The organism is Faecalibacterium sp. BIOML-A4 (genome assembly GCF_009679665.1).
Taxonomy (GTDB): domain Bacteria; phylum Bacillota; class Clostridia; order Oscillospirales; family Ruminococcaceae; genus Faecalibacterium; species Faecalibacterium taiwanense.
The window spans coordinates 23,972-40,042 of record NZ_WKZG01000024.1 but is presented as its reverse complement, the minus strand read 5'-3'; the positions used below and the strand labels follow the sequence as shown (position 1 = coordinate 40,042).

Sequence of the window (16,071 nt, the reverse complement as noted above, 5' to 3'; positions counted from 1 at the left end):
GACCCGGCAATGCTGGACTGGAAGTTTGAAAACGACAATGGCCGCAGCCCACAGATGCACCACACACCGCTATGTAGAGCAATGGCAGACCATGCGCGCAGAGAACCTTGGGCTTCTTCTCTGGGGTGGTGTGGGCACCGGCAAGAGTTTCCTCGCCGGGTGCATTGCGAACGCTCTGATGGAACAGGAAGTGCCTGTGCGGATGACGAACTTTGCACGAATCCTGAACGAGCTGAACAGCAGCTTTTCCGGGTGCAATGATATTGTGGACAAGCTCTGTCGCTATCCCCTGCTTATCATTGACGACTTCGGCATGGAGCGTGGCACCAAATACGCACTGGAACAGATCTACAGCATCGTGGACAGCCGATACCGCAGCCGGAAACCACTGATCGTCACCACCAACTTGACGCTGGACGAGATACGCCACCCACAGGATACCCCTCATGCCCGCATCTATGACCGCCTGCTGGAAATATGCGTCCCAATCTCCTGTATCGGTGTAAGTTTCCGCAAGGAAACTGCGCAGGAAAAGCTGGAACGCATGAAACGCTTGATCGGATAAACTGAAAACATTGGAAAACAAAAATTGCCGGGTGCAAAAGTCACCCGGCTACAAGGAATTGGAGGTCTGCCTATGAATTTGAATCGGCCTGACATGACCGAAACTGTGAAATCTGAAAATTATACGAATAAGTTCTTGCAAAAGGACACGAATCCCACTACAATGGAAGTGGTCACTCAAACCAATGCCGTCAAGTCTCCAACTGACAGCCCGGCAACCACGAAACTGGTGTACACGGTGGAAGAGATCGCGCGAATGCTGGCCATCAGCCTGCGCTCTGCTTACAACCTGTGCGACAGCACCACCGAATTCCGTGTTCTGCGGGTAGGCGGAAGCATCCGTGTACCGAAGGACAGCTTCGATGCGTGGCTCAACCGGGCAGCTTGATAAGAAGGCAACAGTATGGCATATATTACAAAACGCGGCAACTCTTACAGCGTCCGCTACACCTACGAAGATGAGCACGGCAAGAGCTACGACAAATGGGAGAGTTTTCCCACAAAAGAGGAGGCAACAAGCCGAAAGAAACAGATCGAGCACGAACTGGCGGCTGGCACTTTTCTGATTCCGTCCTCGGTGACGGTGGCAGAGTTCCTCATGGATTGGCTGCCCAAGCAGTGCAGCAAGCACAAGTGGGCACCCAAAACCTACGAATCCAACCTTTCCACCATCCAGAACCTTATTATCCCCTATATCGGCAGCATGGAGATGCAAAAACTCAAGCCCTACCACATGGAAAACCTCTACACGACCCTGAGCAAAACACCCTGCGGTTCGTATATTGAGGGCAAGAAGCAGGAACTGACCGAAAAGCAGAAGCAGCGGTTCCTTTCCGGCACCACCATCCATGAGGTGCATCGGCTGCTGGGTACAGCCTTCCAATATGCCGTAGAGTGGGGCATCCTTGTCAAAAGCCCTGTTCCCGTGGACAGCCCCAAGAAGTCCACGCAGGAGCGCACCATCTGGACGGTAGAGGAAATGCGGACAGCTCTGGACAGCATGGAAGACCCCATCCTGCATCTGGCAGTCCATCTCACACTGGTGGGCGCACTGCGAGAGGGCGAGATCGTAGGTCTGACCCCAGAGGATATCGACTTTGATGCTGCGGACGGTATCGGAACATTCCGTATCAACAAATCCATGCAGCGGGTGCGAAAAGAAGCCCTGAACCAAGTGGACGATGGCTGCATCATCAAGGTATTCCCGGACAAGCTGGAGCGCAGCACCACCTCCCTCATTTTGAAGAGCACAAAAACCGCATCCTCCTGCCGCACCATCTTCATGACCTCCGCACTGAAAGAGGAACTGAAAAAGTGGCTGAAGCAGCTGGCGGCAGACGAGAGGAAAGACCCGGCACGTTACCATGACAGCGGAATGCTGTTCCGTCTACCCAACNCAAGAAGTCCACGCAGGAGCGCACCATCTGGACGGTAGAGGAAATGCGGACAGCTCTGGACAGCATGGAAGACCCCATCCTGCATCTGGCAGTCCATCTCACACTGGTGGGCGCACTGCGAGAGGGCGAGATCGTAGGTCTAACCCCGGAAGATCTCGATTTTGATGCCGCAGATGGCATCGGAACGTTCCGTATCAACAAGTCCATGCAGCGGGTGCGAAAAGAAGCCCTGAATCAGGTGGACGATGGCTGCATCATCAAGGTGTTCCCGGATAAACTAGAGCGCAGCACCACTTCCCTCATCCTGAAAAGCACCAAAACCCATCCTCCTGCCGCACCATCTTCATGACCTCCGCACTGAAAGAGGAACTGAAAAAGTGGCTGAAGCAGCTGGCGGCAGACGAGAGGAAAGACCCGGCACGTTACCATGACAGCGGAATGCTGTTCCGTCTACCCAACGATCTGGCGGTTGAGCCTGTGCTCATCCGCAAAAAGTTCCTGAAACGGCAGGACGCACACCCGGAGTTTCCCCGCATCGTCTTTCACGGTCTGCGGCATTCCAGTGCGACTTATCAGTTGATGATCTCCGGCGGCGATGTGAAGGCCGTTCAGGGAACCACTGGACACGCTACGGCAGATATGCTGGTGAACACCTACGCCCATATCCAGCAGTCCTCTCGTGTTGAACTGGGGAAGAAGTTCGAGGAAGGGTTCTATGCTAAGTCCGAAAGCCCCAGCCCGCAGGCTGTGCCCGCCGCAGACGAATCGACCATTTCTATGACCGCTCTGCTGGAACTGCTGAAGAATGCAGACCCCGAAGTAAAGGCGCAGCTCCGTCTGGCTCTGCTGACCTAATGCAAAATTTACCACGCATTTCAAAGTAATTCCAGCCCATGCAGAGGATTCCTATGAAAACACCAACCGTGCATTGACCGTGCAAGCCCCGATTTTTCGGGGTTACATAACAAAAAAGAACGCCAAATCTTACGATTTGACGTTCAACATCTGGTGCACCTCGCGCACTCATATCCGAACTTTCTTCCGCTTTGGACGCTTCCCCGAAAGTGACCGTTTCCGTACCTTCTTTATAATTAAAGGTAATGAGAACCTTATCATCATAGAGATAGGTGGCATTGATGAAGGTGTCCACCAGTGCCTGCCGCTGCTCCGGCTGGGTCATATCCAGCTTACGGAAACGGAGCAGCCAGAACCGGACGAATTCTTCTTTCATCTTCGGCTTTGCCAGCTTTTCTTCTGCAATGTGGGCTTGCAGCTCTTTCCGCTGTTCTTCCAGCGCTTCCAGCCGCTCCTTGGTGGAACTGGTCAGAATGCCCATCTGGATGGCGTTCAGCATATTGGTGATGCCGACTTCCGTTTCCTTCAACTGCTTTTCGTAGATGGGCAAATCCGTGCTTTCCTGATTTTGCAGTTCCATGACCTTGGCGATGATGGCATTCATGGAAGCGTCATCTTCTACCAGCTTCATGGTCTCGTTGACCACCAGATCTTCCAGCCACTGTTTCCGCACGGCCTTTTTATCACAAGTCTTTTTCTTCTTGGCAGCAGCACACTTATAGTAGGTGTACATTTTCCCGGTGTGGCTGACACCGCTTTCGCCAAACATCAGCGCTCCGCACTTACCGCAGTACAGCTTGGTGGTAAGCAGATAGCTTTCCTCTGCCTTATGACGGGCAGGGGCCTTTTTATTTTTCGCCAGCTTTTCCTGCACCTTGTTGAACAGGTTCGCGTTTGCGGAGCGCAGTGCAGCAATGAAAGCCCCAGTGGGGCTTTTAAGCGACAGAACGGTCTTGCGTAGCAAGATGGAGGGGCCTTACCCCGACAAGTTCACCTGACACAAGTGCCGGGATCGCATTGGGCTGTACCACATCCCGCAAACGCAATTCGCCGATGTACCGGCGATTACTCAGCATCCGCTGAATCGTATTGTAGGACATCTCCCCGCCCATCGAGTTCTTAATGTTGTGCGCCTTTAACCAATCCCGCAGGTCAGTCATGGTCGCACCGTCCGCATACTTCTGGAACGTCTGCTCCACATACGGAGCCAGCAGCGGGTCGGGCTGGTAATGCCGGGTCTCATCGATCATGTAGCCGAACGGAATCGTGCCGCCATTATAAATACCCTTGAGAGCATTCTCGGTCATGCCGCGCACAACCTTTTCGGACAGGTCAGCCGAGTAGTATTCGGCATAACCTTCCAGCACCGATTCCAGAATGATACCCTCTGGGCCAGCCGAAATGACTTCCGTTGCCGATACTAACTTCACACCATTGCGTTTCAGTTGGGTCTTGTACCGGGCACTGTCGTAGCGGTTCCGGGCAAAGCGATCCAGCTTCCAGACAATGATGACATCAAAGATGCCGCGTTCGCTGTCTTTGATCATCTGCTGGAACTGCGGGCGGTTGTCCGTTTTTGCGGAGACGGCACGGTCAATGTAATGCTTCACCACCGTGAAGCCATTCTTTTCCGCATAGGCGGTGCATTCCCGGATCTGACCTTCAATGGATTCCTCGCGCTGGCTGTCAGTTGAATAACGAGCATAGATCACAGCAGTCATGGCAAGCACCTCCATTTATACATCATTGAACGGTAATACGTTCATCAGAGCAACGTTTCGTATAATGTATATACCATACTTTGCAACGGATTGCAATAGGGAAAATAACAGCTTAACAACAACTTAAAACTATTTCTTCCACCAGTTCAAACCTACCGCTATCAGACGATTATATCGGATTCCACATTTTGGAAAAATGTGCCGCTTCCTTTACTTCGGACAGGGTGAAAACATAGACCACATCATACCAATGCTTTGCCGGACGAAAATGTTGGTAAAGGCGTACAAACTCTCCCACACAATAAGCCCGAACGGCCTGAATCCTGTGCAGTACAGAATTCAGGCCGTTCTTTCGCTTTTTAATGCTGGTATGACCAAGATAAGGAGAAACGCAATCTTTCAGGATCAGCCCAGAACCTTGACATTCTCGTTTGCAACGTCCTGCAGCTCAGCCAGCAGGTCGATTGCGTCCTGACCGGTCACGATGAACGGATCGTTGAAGTTGATGGCCTGCTGATCTGCGGCGTACTTCTCGTTGTTGTTCGCAACGTCCTCGCACAGAGAAGCCAGATAGGAAACGATGCCTGCATCGGTGCCCTTGGGTGCCAGCCAGACGTAGTAGTTGTTAAAGTTGTTCTCCACGTAGCCGTTCTCGTTGATGGAGGGGGTATCCGGCAGAGCGGAGCAGCGGTCACCGATGGTGCACAGAGGCACAACGTCGCCGTTCTCAACGTATTCCTTCGCGGTCAGGTATGGCACGAAGCAGACATCCACGTGGCCGCCCACCAGAGCTGCGATACGATCGGAACCATCGCCGCCGTCAACGATGTTGCACGCGAAGCCGGCCTGCTGCAGCAGCAGAGCGTAGACGTGGGTGTTGCCGCCGGAGGACATGCCCATCTTGATGGAGTTGGGGTTGGCCTTGGACTTCTCCAGCAGGTCTTCCATGGAGGTGATACCGGAAGCCTTGTTGGCAAACAGCATATCGCCGGGGGCACGGCCAAAGACTGCAATGACCTCAAAGTCTTCGTAGCTGTACTGGCAGGTGCCGGAAGCGTAGTTGTTGACCAGAGCGGCACTGTTGGTGCCCAGAATGGTGTAGCCATCGGTGGGGGTGCTCTGATACTGGGTCAGAGCAACGGAGCTGTTGGAACCAGCCATGTTGGTCACGGCGATGGACTGGCCGAACGAAGGCTCCACATACTGTGCCATCAGGCGGTTGTTCAGGTCGGAGTCACCGCCGGGGTTGAAGCCGACCACAAGGCTCATGGAAGCGTTGGGGTAATCGGCAGGCTTTTCGGCGCTGCCAGCGGCTGCGGTGCTGCCGGCAGTAGAAGCGGCAGAGGAAGAAGCAGCGGTGGAGCTGGAAGAACCGCCGCAGGCGGTCAGGGCAGCAGCGGCACCCACAATACCCATAGCGGACAGGAACGAACGACGCGAGATCTTTTTCATGGTAATTTCCTTTCTTCTTGTGTTTCTTGACAGACGCTGCACAACAAGCGTCTGGTATGTATTCGGATCACTCCTGCTCCTCGGCAGCGGCAACCGCAGCCTCACGCTCGGCAGCACGCTTGTTGGAACGCAGGCTGAAGATGATCATCACAACGGTGATCACCAGAATGACCAGAGCGATGGGGTGATGCAGCAGCTCTGCGGGGCCGCTGGTCATAAAGGACTCTGCACGGCGGAGGTTCTTTTCAAAGATGGGTCCCAGAATGAAGCCGATGGCCACGGGCATGATGGGCAGCTCCATGGCGCGAATGACAACAGCGATCAGGCCGAAGATCAGCAGGCACCAGACATCGAACATGCGGTTGGAGCAGCCAAAGGCACCCACACAGCACATGCATAGGATGATGGGCATCAGCAGGCCCTGCGGAGCGGAAAGGATCTTGACGAAGCCCTTGATGCCGAACAGCATGAAGATCATCATGAACAGGGAGGACAGGCCGATGATCAGGTAGATGGAGTACATCAGTGCGCCGCTCTTCTCAAAGATCAGCGGACCAGGGGCGATGCCGTGGATGATCAGGCTGCCCAGCAGGATGGCTGTGATGCCGTCGCCGGGGATGCCAAGGGTCAGCAGGGGGATCATTGCGCCGCCGATGGCAGCGTTGTTTGCAGTTTCAGAAGCCACGACGCCGTCCATGATGCCGGTGCCGAACTTTTCAGGGGTCTTGGAGCGGTTCTTGATAGTGGTGTAGGACATGATACCGGCAGTACCGCCGCCGATGCCGGGCAGGATGCCGATGCCGGTGCCGATGCCGGCCGCGATGAAGAAGTTGCCGATCTGGCTCTTGAATTCCTGCCAGGTGAAGCCCAGGCCGTGGATCTTATCCACGGTGGTGTTCTGCTTCATGATGACCTTGGGCTTCACGACCTTCTGCGCGACGCCCACCACTTCCGGGATGGCGTACAGACCGATCAGAACCACCAGCTGCTGGAAGCCGGACTGCATATTCACGCTGCCGAAGTCGTAGCGGACGATGCTGTCGAAGGTGGAGATGCCGAAGGTGGAGAACATGACGCCCAGAAGGGCGGCTGCCAGGCCCTTGACCATGTCCTTGCCGGCCAGCGAGATGACCAGCGACAGGGAGAAGATGGACAGGGCGCAGTACTCGAATGCACCAAACTTGATGGCCACCGCCGCCAGATACGGGGCGATGATGATCAGGGCGATCAGGCCGAAGATGGTGCCCAGGAACGAGAAGAAGATGCCGGTGCCCAGCGCCTTGGCGCCCTCGCCCTTGCGGGCCATGGGTGCGCCGTCGAAGGCGGTGACCATCGAGGCGGGCGTACCGGGGATGTTCAGCAGGATCGAGGAGACCAGGCCGCCGGAGATGCCGCCGATGTACAGCGCCATCAGCAAGGCAATGGCGCGGCTGTCACTCATTGCAAAGGTCATGGGCAGGCAGATCGTAACGGCCATGGTCGCCGTCAGACCGGGAATGGCACCGAAGATGGTACCGATCAGAGTGCCCACGGCCACCAGAACGACGCTCAGCGGGTCGCTCAGGACCATGGAGAAACCTTCCATCAACATAATCTGTACCTTCCTCCTTTAAAAGATTCCCTTCAGGATGCCCTGCGGAAGCGGCATCTTGAAGCCGTACTTGAACATGACATAAATGCCGACCGCACACACCAGCGCGAAGATGATCGAGAAGCCCAGCTTCCGGTCCTCCTTGTAGGTCAGGATGTTGAACTCTGCAAACAGGAACAGGAAGGTGGAGATCAGAAAGCCCACCGGCTGGATCAGGGCAATGTAGACCAGCAGCACCACGAACATTTCCACGACCGCACGGTTGTCGGCCCAGAAGCCCTTGACTGCTTCCGAAGTGCTCTTCTTTTCCGGTGCATTGCCTGCCGCCTTTTCCGCTTTCATCGTGCGCAGGCCGCGGACGATCAGCACAATGCCGAGGATCAGCAGCAGCACGCCCCACAGCTTGGGCACGGATGATGCATTGAGGAGCGATGCGGAAAGCATCTTGGGGATCTTGATCATCGCTGCACCGATCAGGTAGGCGATGGCAAAACCGCCCAGAACGATGCCGCTGAACAGATCATTCTGCCCCTTCTTGTATTTTTCGTATTTCATAAGCTGTTCTCCCTATTTTTAATTCAGGCGGGACGGTTCCCGACAGCCCGCTTTACTTATCGGCCCACTTGGGATGATCGTAGACCTTTTTGTCTGCCACGAAGGGCCACTTTTCGCCGCGGATCACGGCCAGGCAGCCGTCCACGCACATATTGGCCATCTTAATGACGGCTTCGCGGGTCTGTGCGGCGGAGTGGGGGCTGACGATCAGGTTGGGGGTGTTCAGCAGCGGGTCGTCCGGCTTGGGCGGCTCATTGCAGAACACATCGGTGCCGGCTCCGGCAATGGTGCCTGCCCGGAGTGCTGCGCACAGGTCGGCTTCGTTCACGATGCCGCCGCGGCTGCAGTTGATGACCAGCGCGGTCTTTTTCATCGTGGCCAGCTCGGCTGCACCGATCATATCCCGGGTCTGCTCGGTAAGGGGCACATGGACGGTGACGATGTCCGCCGCCTTCAGCAGCTCCTTATAGTCGGCGTAATATTCTGCGCCCAGCGCCTCGATCTTTTCCTGGCTCATGAAGGGGTCGTAGCCAGCCACTTTCATGCCCACGCCCTGGCAGATTTTTGCGGTCTCGCGGCCAATGGCACCCAGGCCGATGACGCCCACGGTCTTGCCTTCCAGCTCAAAGGCCTTGTGGGCACCGCGGATCTCCCAGTTGCCCTTCTTGGTCTCCACCTGTCCCTCGTAGAGGTTCTTGGAGAGGGCGAACATCATAGCCACGGCGTGTTCTGCCACGCTGCGGTTGTTGGCACCCGGGGTGATGACCACGGGGATGCCCAGCTCGGTGGCTTTCTTCACGTCCACCGAGTCGTAGCCCACACCGGTGCGGCCGATGACCTTCAGGTTGGGGCTGTTCTCAATGGCGTGGGCATCGCACTTTGCGATGCGGACGATCAGGGCATCTGCGTCCTTCATGTCGTCCAGGTAATTGTTGGGGTCCGGATTATCTTCTGCAATGATCTCGACCTGGCCGTTGGTGTCAGCCTTCAGCTTTTCAATGCCTTCCGGGCAGATCGACTGCGTCATAACAAATTTCATAGTGCTTCTCCTTCAGGTCCTGTTTTTTCCGAAGCTTGCGGCGTATGCGATGGAGTTCACCAGGCTCAGCTCGTTGCTGGTGCCGGTGCCTGCCAGCGCATAGCCTGTGCCATGGTCCACACTGACGCGGACGATGGGGAGGCCCAGCGTGATGTTCACGCCTTCCACGGCCTTCCAGGACTGCTTCTCGCGGTCATACACAAAGCCGACGGTCTTGATGGGAATGTGGCCCTGATCGTGGTACATGACCACCACGATATCGTACCAGCCGCCAATGGCCTGGCTGAACACGCTGTCCGGGGGGCAGGGGCCGATGGCGTCGATGCCCTCGGCCTTGGCGGCGTCGATGGCGGGTTTGATCTCTTCGATCTCCTCACGGCCGAACAGCCCGTTCTCGCCGCAGTGGGGGTTCAGGCCTGCCACCGCCACTTTCGGGTGTTCGATGCCCATATCCCTGCAGACCTGATCGGCGATCTCAATGACCTCCAGCACGCGGGCTTTCTTCACCCGGTCACAGGCTTCCCGCAGCGATACATGGGTGGAAACGTGGACCACCCGGAAATCGTGGTGGGCCAACATCATGGCGTACTTCTTGGTGCCGGTGTATTCGGCGTAGATTTCGGTGTGGCCGGAATAGTGGTGGCCTGCCATGTTGATGGCTTCCTTGCTCAGGGCGTTGGTCACGGTGGCCTGGATCTCTTTCTTCATGGCCAGGTCGATGACCTTGACAACGTACTGGAATGCAGCCTCACCGCCCAGTGCGCAGGGGCCTACATCAAAGGCTTTGGGCGGATCCTCCGCCAGGGTATCGGGGATCTTGTCTTTGGGTACGATGCCCAGGTCGATCAGGTCGATGGTGCCGTACTCGTAGCGGCCCTGTGCGGGGCTTTCCACCAGATTCAGCTTCAGGTCGATGCCGTTGACCTTTCTGGACACGGCCAGTGCATATTCCATGCAGGAGCGATCCCCCACCACCAGCGGTCGGCAGGTCTTGTAGACCTCCGGATCGTTCAGTGCCTTCACGGTGATCTCCGGTCCGTTGCCGAAGGGGTCGCCCATAGAAATACCAACGATAGGACGCTCCATTCTCATTCCCTCCTGTTTCTGAAATCAGGCCATGCCCTTTGCCTTGTTCTCTTCCAGCACCTTGCGCAGGGCCTCGGTGCCCTCTTCGCTCAGGTAAGAGAAGGGACGGCGGCATTCGCCCACCGGGTTGCCCAGCAGGGCAGCAGCCTTCTTGACCACGGTGTTGGGGTTGCCGTACTTGAACACAGCACGGAAGCTTGCAATGGAGTCCTGTGCAGCCTGTGCTTCCTCGATCTTGCCTTCCACGAACAGGTTGTAGATGGAGGACAGGACGTGGGGGTAGACGTTGGAGCAGCCTGCAATGCCGCCGGCACCGCCGGCCTGCAGGGACTTCAGAATCAGGGAATCGTTGCCGGACAGGACCTTGAAGCCCTTGTCCAGATCCTGGGTCAGGCGGATATAAGCCTGCAGGTTGTCCCAGTCGCCGCTGGAGTCCTTGGCGCCCATGATGACGTCAACGTCCTTTGCCAGCTTGGCGACGGTCTCAGGCAGCAGCTTGTTGCCGGTGCGGGCGGGGATGTTGTATAGCACGATGGGAACATCCACGTGCTTTGCCACCTCAACGTAGTGGTCGTACATCTCTTTCTGAGAAGCCACGGCGAAGCTGGGGGTGATGATGGACAGGATGTCGGCGCCCAGATCGGCAGCGCGCTTGCTCAGCTCGATGGTCTCGCGGGTGGTGATGCAGCCGGTGCCTGCGTAAACGGGGACGCGGCCCTTGACCTGATCCACGCAGGTCTCAATGATGGCCAGCTTCTCGTCGAAGGACAGCGCATAGGCCTCGCCGTTGGTGCCGATGGGGAAGATGCCGTGGACGCCGCCCTCGATCAGGCGCTCGATCTGCTGGCGGAGGACTTCCAGATTGACGGTCTCATCGGGGTTCATGGGGGTCAGGATGGGGGTGATGATGCCTTTCATAGGAACGTTCTTCATAATCGTTTTCTCCTTTTCTGCTCTGATTTTTATTCTCACGCGGTTCAAATAACTTCCAGGTAAATGTTCCGTGCGTCCTCTGCCGTCACAGGGCGCATATTGTTCACCAGCAGACGCTGCTGCTGCATTCCGGCCTCCACCAGGCCGTCCAGATCTTCGGGCTTCACGCCGAAGCCCTTGTAGCTGGTGGGGATGTCCAGATGCTTGACGATCTCTTCCAGCCAGCGGAGGATATATGCGCTCTTCTCTTCCACGGTGGTGCAGGTCTTTTCGCCGTGGACGCAGCGGTCATACGCTTCGGCGAACTTTTCGCGGCAGACGCTCTCATTGAAGCGCATGACGGGCACCAGCAGGATGGCGTTTGCAACGCCATGGGCCACATGGTACTTGCCGCCCATGGGGTAGCTCAGGGCGTGGACGGCGGTGGTGCCGGAGGCTGTGATGGCCACGCCGGCGTAGAAGCTTGCGGTCTGCATATTGATCTTGGCCTGCACGGCTTCGGGATCATCGCAGGCTTTTTCGATGTTGTTCAGGATCAGATCCAGTGCCCACATGGCATACATATCGCTGAAGGCGTTCGCCTTGTTGCTGGTCCAGCACTCAATGGCGTGGCATAGGGCGTCCACACCGGTGGAAGCCGCGATCTTGCGGGGCAGCTTCTTGATCATGATCGGGTCGAGGATGACGTAATCCGCGATCATTTCCGGATTGACGATGCCGATCTTGACTTCCTTTTCCGGCACCGCCACGATGGCGTTGGGGGTGGCCTCGGCGCCGGTGCCGGCGGTGGTGGGGATCATCAGGGTCGGAACACACTTGTGTGCCCGCAGCGGGGTGTCCAACAGTTCCTTGACGCCGTATTCATCAGTTTTGAGCAGCGAAGCCAGCTTTGCGATATCCATCACGGAACCGCCGCCCACAGCCACGATGAAGTCCGCACCCGATGCCTTGAAGGCGTCGATGGCGGCCTGTGCCTGCTGGTAGGAAGGTTCTGCGGGCAGCTCATCGAACACGACATATTCTTTGCCGGCCTGCCCGATCTTCGCCGTGACCAGATCCGCCAGACCGGTGGCTTCGATGCCCTTATCGGTGAACACGGCCACCTTTGCGGTGTCCTTGACCAGGTTGGTCAGATTGTCCAGGCTGTTCTCGCCTCCGAACACCGCACCCGGCATTCTCAATGTGTACTGCTTCAGCATTGTCTTGTCCTCCTTGCTTTGGTTCATTCCTCGATGGTTCGATTCAGTTTGTTCAGGATCCGCAGGAGCTGGTCGCTGGGGCCAAACCCTCCGGACTTGGAAAGTACATATCGTTTTTGTCCCCTGCAGGTAAAGCTGGAAAGGACAACGCCCGGATCCATCTCACAGATGGGATGAAGCTCCGCCACGCCAAGTTCGCCCATGGTCTGGATCAGCACATCGCCGCCCGTGATCATCAGGGTGCGGCAGGTGCCGCCCGCTCCCGGCCCATCCGCTTCGATCAGGTATTTTGCCGTCCGGCCGATGGAGTCCGCGATGCGCTGCCGCATCTCTTCCACCTTCATCTGCCGCTGTTCGGCGTACCGCCGTGTGGAGCGGTTCCCGTCGGCATCGTTGGTATCGATGATGATGCAGTCACTCCGGCTCACCGCCTCGGCCATGGCTTTCAGCTTTTCTCTGCCCGCCGGGGTCTCCCAGTAGTGATCCTCCAGCTTCTCTTCCGGGGTCAGCCGCAGGCGGAGGAAGCCGTTCTGTTCGGCTTCGTCCAGCTGGGAGAGGGTGATGGGATTCACGCTTCCGCAGATCACCAGCAGCCGCTTGTCCAACCGGGGCTGCCGGGCTGCCCCGGTCCGTTCCAGACCCAGCAGACCGGGCAGGATGGCCGCGAAGCCTGCGCATCCGGCCAGCGCCCTCAGCTTTCCGTTCTGCCGGAGCACTTCGCCGGTCCTGCGGATGTCTTCCACCGACTTTGCATCGCAGATCTGGATGCCCGGGCCTTTCAGCCGGATGGGTTCTCCCGGCTCCGCCGTAACGGTGGGCAGCCCGCTCTGCTCTGCAATGATGGCTGCCACATCGGAGTTCCGCACCGGCTCGAAGGGATCCTGCCCGAACACGCTCTGGGCTACCGGCATTCCTTCAATGAGCTGCTGCCCATGCTCCGTGGTCCGGTTCATCTGGGGGAAGGCCGGTACGAAGAACAGCTGCCCGTCCGGGCTTTCCTCCGCCACCGCTTCCAGCTCGGCTCCGATGTTGCCCCGGAGCGCGGAGTCTGTCTTTTTATAAATGCAGGGCACCTTCATGGCGAATGCCCGCCGGGCGATGGAGGCCACGCACGCCTTTGCCTGCTGCGGGGGGATGTGGCGCGTTTCCGCATCGATCACCAAGACTTCCGTTTCATCGGCAAAGCGTTCAAGGTCTGCATGGGGATCGGTCAGCACCACCGTTCTGGCACCGGTCTTCGAGATCTGCACTCCGGTGTCCAGCGCTCCCGTAAAGTCATCTGCCAATATCAAAAGTGTAAACATTGCTGATTCACCGCTCTCTTTTGCTTGCCTTTTCTTTGCTTCGGTGGCCCTATTATAGCCAAAAGCCGGGCGGTTCTCAATTTCTGTTTGTGTCATTATGAAACGATTTTTATTTTTTGTCAAATTTTGTTCGCCAAAATCGTTTCATTTTAGAACGTTTCCGCTTTTCCGTCTGGCGTGCATCGTTGCATTATGTTACAATTTTATTCGGAAAGCTCCCATCTCGTTCCGTTTTGGAACGCATTGGGCAAATCTGCTGTTTTTTCCCATCGTGAGGAGGGATCTGCTTGGAAGAGATTCGCATTTTAGGGATCGCGCCCTTTGAGAGCATCCGTGCCGCCATGGAGCGCGTGGCGCGGGAAGAGTTTCCCGCGGTGCGCTTTGAAGCGTACACCGGCGACCTGGAGGAGGGCGTCAAGATCGCGCAGCGCCTTTCCAAAGAGAATTACGACGTTGTGATCTCCCGCGGCGGCACCGCAGAACTGCTGAAGAAAGAAACGACCCTGCCGGTGGTCGAGATCACCTTTTCGGTTTACGACATCCTGCGCGCCATCAAAATGGCCGAGAACTACAACAGTCTGTATGCCATCGTGGGCTTTCCCAGCATCACGGGGCCGGCCCATACGCTGTGTGACCTGCTGCGCTTCAACACGGACATCGTCACCGTTCACAGTGAGGCCGAGGTGCGCTCGGCGCTGGAGCGGCTGAAGCTGGGCGGCTACAGCATGGTCATCTGCGACAATGTCACCCACAGCGTCGCCCGGGAGCTGGGATACAGCGCCTTTCTCATCACCAGCGGCGCAGAAAGCCTGCACGCCGCCTTTGAGCACGCGGTGGATATCGCCAAAGAATACCGCCGGATGCGCCGGAAGATCGCGTTTCTGCAGAACGCCGTGCGGCAGTCCCGGGGGAACGTTCTGGTGTTCAACCGCCAGAAGGAACTGTGCTATACCACCGAGGACTCCGTCCCGGAAAAGATCCGGGATTATTTCGTCCAGCGCATCGGCGATCTTGGTTCCGGGGCAGTGCGGCAGTTCCTGTACACCGATGAGCTGACCTACCTGCGGGTCACCGCGCAGGCCATGACCTTTGCCAATGAGCCGTTCTATGTGTTCTGCTATACCCAGACCATCCTCTCCCGCAAGTCCATCAACGCGGGCATTTACCTGTATGAGCACAACGAGGTGCAGCACCTGTTCCAGGATAGCTTTCTGAGCATCAGCGGTGCCATCCGTCCGCTGGAAAAGCGGCTCTCGGCGCTGGCGGCCACGGCTCAGCCGGTGCTGATCCTGGGCGAGCCGGGCACCGGCAAGCAGCAGATTGCCAAGGCGCTGTACCTGAACAGCCCCTACAATCAGAATCCCTTTGTGGTCATCAACTGCACCACCCTGAACGAAAAGGGCTGGGAGTTCCTGTTCAACTCCCCTTCCTCTCCCCTGCTGGAAAACCACATCACCCTTTATTTTCAGGATATCGGCAAGCTGGCCTACCGCAATCTGCAGGAACTGCTCTATTACTCCAACCAGATCTCGCTGAAAACACGGGTGTTCCTGATCTTCTCCTGCATCGTTTCCCCGCAGAACGTCCCACCTCCCGCCATCCAGAGCTTTTCCGCCGAGATGGGCTGCGTCGGGCTGTCGGTCATCCCGCTGCGCTCCCGTGCCGACGAGATCCCGTCGCTGGCCAACCTCTATCTGAACAGCCTGAACGACTCCCTGGGCAAGCAGATCATCGGCCTGGCGCCCAATGCCATGGATCAGCTGATCCATTACAGCTGGCCGGACAACTTCACCGAGTTCAAGGCGGTGCTGAGCGAGCTGGCGGCACTGGCGTCCTCTTCCTATATCCTGAACGACTCCGTGACCGAAGTGCTCCTGAAGGAGCGGACGCTCCATCATGCGGAGGCCGCCCCCTCAGCGGAGAATCCCTTCTCCGGAAAAACGCTGGAACAGATCATCTCTGCTGCCATCAACCAGACTCTCTCCGACTGCGGCGGCAATCAGACCCTTGCCGCCAAACAGCTGGGCATCAGCCGGTCTACCCTCTGGCGGCACCTGAATTAAAAGCACCCCTCCTCGAAATCCTTTGATATTTTCCAACTTTTCTCCTAAACCATACCATGCATACCTTCTACATGTTCTTCTCCTAAGAGAACACGCCCGTCCTTGCCATACCGAACTGGTGTGTTTTTATAATGTGTCATACTTTCACCACTTTACCTCAATAAATTTTGCAAAAACATCTTGACACACCGCACAATCCATGATACTCTCTATCGCAAATCCCGCCGTGTTAGCCACGAATGACTGCACGTTGAGGGTTTATTCTCCATGAAGATTTTTACCGCCCCGCAACACACCCGATTCATTTTGCCG

The 16,071-nt window shown here is 56.9% G+C and carries 13 protein-coding genes and 3 pseudogenes; 6 read left to right on the top strand and 10 right to left on the bottom strand.

All coding sequences use genetic code 11. The features are described 5' to 3' along the window. From GKG34_RS14295 to GKG34_RS14280, 5 genes and pseudogenes are all read left to right on the top strand, one after another. Positions 1-565 (top strand): annotated as a pseudogene (locus tag GKG34_RS14295) (ATP-binding protein); the annotation flags it as partial. Between the two features lie 72 nt (positions 566-637). After that, the gene (locus tag GKG34_RS14290; RefSeq protein ID WP_005940608.1) at positions 638-952 is read left to right on the top strand and encodes a helix-turn-helix domain-containing protein; all 315 of its coding nucleotides are present in this window, start codon (positions 638-640) and stop codon (positions 950-952) included. Between the two features lie 15 nt (positions 953-967). Continuing rightward, the gene (locus GKG34_RS14285) at positions 968-1,999 is read left to right on the top strand and encodes a site-specific integrase (protein WP_243139281.1); all 1,032 of its coding nucleotides are present in this window, start codon (positions 968-970) and stop codon (positions 1,997-1,999) included. Between the two features lie 5 nt (positions 2,000-2,004). Next, complete coding sequence (locus GKG34_RS15970; RefSeq protein ID WP_243139280.1) at positions 2,005-2,310, top strand: hypothetical protein; 306 nt, start codon at positions 2,005-2,007, stop codon at positions 2,308-2,310. Continuing rightward, complete coding sequence (locus tag GKG34_RS14280; protein WP_005940613.1) at positions 2,307-2,816, top strand: tyrosine-type recombinase/integrase; 510 nt, start codon at positions 2,307-2,309, stop codon at positions 2,814-2,816. Before GKG34_RS15970 ends, GKG34_RS14280 begins: the two co-directional genes overlap by 4 nt. Here the strand turns inward: GKG34_RS14280 and GKG34_RS14275 are convergent. The 10 genes and pseudogenes from GKG34_RS14275 to GKG34_RS14230 form a co-directional block, all read right to left on the bottom strand. Next, a pseudogene (locus GKG34_RS14275) lies at positions 2,737-3,702 on the bottom strand (recombinase zinc beta ribbon domain-containing protein); the annotation flags it as partial. The gene GKG34_RS14280 and the pseudogene GKG34_RS14275 overlap by 80 nt on opposite strands. A 100-nt stretch (positions 3,703-3,802) precedes the next feature. Continuing rightward, a pseudogene (locus GKG34_RS14270) lies at positions 3,803-4,537 on the bottom strand (recombinase family protein); the annotation flags it as partial. Between the two features lie 405 nt (positions 4,538-4,942). Beyond that, positions 4,943-5,989 carry a tripartite tricarboxylate transporter substrate-binding protein gene (locus GKG34_RS14265; protein ID WP_005941056.1) on the bottom strand — a complete coding sequence of 349 codons (1,047 nt, stop codon included), beginning with the start codon at positions 5,987-5,989 and terminating at the stop codon, positions 4,943-4,945. A 67-nt stretch (positions 5,990-6,056) separates the two neighbouring features. After that, entirely contained in the window at positions 6,057-7,580 is a 1,524-nt protein-coding gene (locus GKG34_RS14260) for a tripartite tricarboxylate transporter permease (RefSeq protein ID WP_005941053.1), read from the bottom strand. Positions 7,581-7,598: 18 nt separating this feature from the next. Then, positions 7,599-8,135, bottom strand: coding sequence for a tripartite tricarboxylate transporter TctB family protein (locus tag GKG34_RS14255; protein ID WP_005941051.1), 537 nt, complete (start codon positions 8,133-8,135; stop codon positions 7,599-7,601). Positions 8,136-8,187: 52 nt separating this feature from the next. Next, positions 8,188-9,174, bottom strand: coding sequence for a hydroxyacid dehydrogenase (locus GKG34_RS14250; protein ID WP_005941048.1), 987 nt, complete (start codon positions 9,172-9,174; stop codon positions 8,188-8,190). Between the two features lie 12 nt (positions 9,175-9,186). Next, positions 9,187-10,260: a 4-hydroxythreonine-4-phosphate dehydrogenase PdxA gene (gene pdxA / locus GKG34_RS14245; RefSeq protein WP_044953576.1), complete on the bottom strand. Its 1,074-nt coding sequence runs from the start codon at positions 10,258-10,260 to the stop codon at positions 9,187-9,189. A gap of 24 nt (positions 10,261-10,284) precedes the next feature. Then, a complete protein-coding gene (dapA, locus tag GKG34_RS14240) occupies positions 10,285-11,193 on the bottom strand; it encodes a 4-hydroxy-tetrahydrodipicolinate synthase (protein ID WP_044953575.1) in 909 nt (302 codons plus the stop codon). A 44-nt stretch (positions 11,194-11,237) separates the two neighbouring features. Then, on the bottom strand, positions 11,238-12,392 hold the full coding sequence (locus tag GKG34_RS14235; protein WP_154256635.1) for an iron-containing alcohol dehydrogenase: 1,155 nt from the start codon (positions 12,390-12,392) through the stop codon (positions 11,238-11,240). A gap of 23 nt (positions 12,393-12,415) precedes the next feature. Then, complete coding sequence (locus GKG34_RS14230; protein ID WP_044953573.1) at positions 12,416-13,696, bottom strand: four-carbon acid sugar kinase family protein; 1,281 nt, start codon at positions 13,694-13,696, stop codon at positions 12,416-12,418. 287 nt (positions 13,697-13,983) lie between these two features. Between GKG34_RS14230 and GKG34_RS14225 the strand changes: the two genes are divergently transcribed. Then, positions 13,984-15,759 carry a sigma-54-dependent transcriptional regulator gene (locus GKG34_RS14225; protein ID WP_154256633.1) on the top strand — a complete coding sequence of 592 codons (1,776 nt, stop codon included), beginning with the start codon at positions 13,984-13,986 and terminating at the stop codon, positions 15,757-15,759. Positions 15,760-16,071 lie beyond the last annotated feature (312 nt).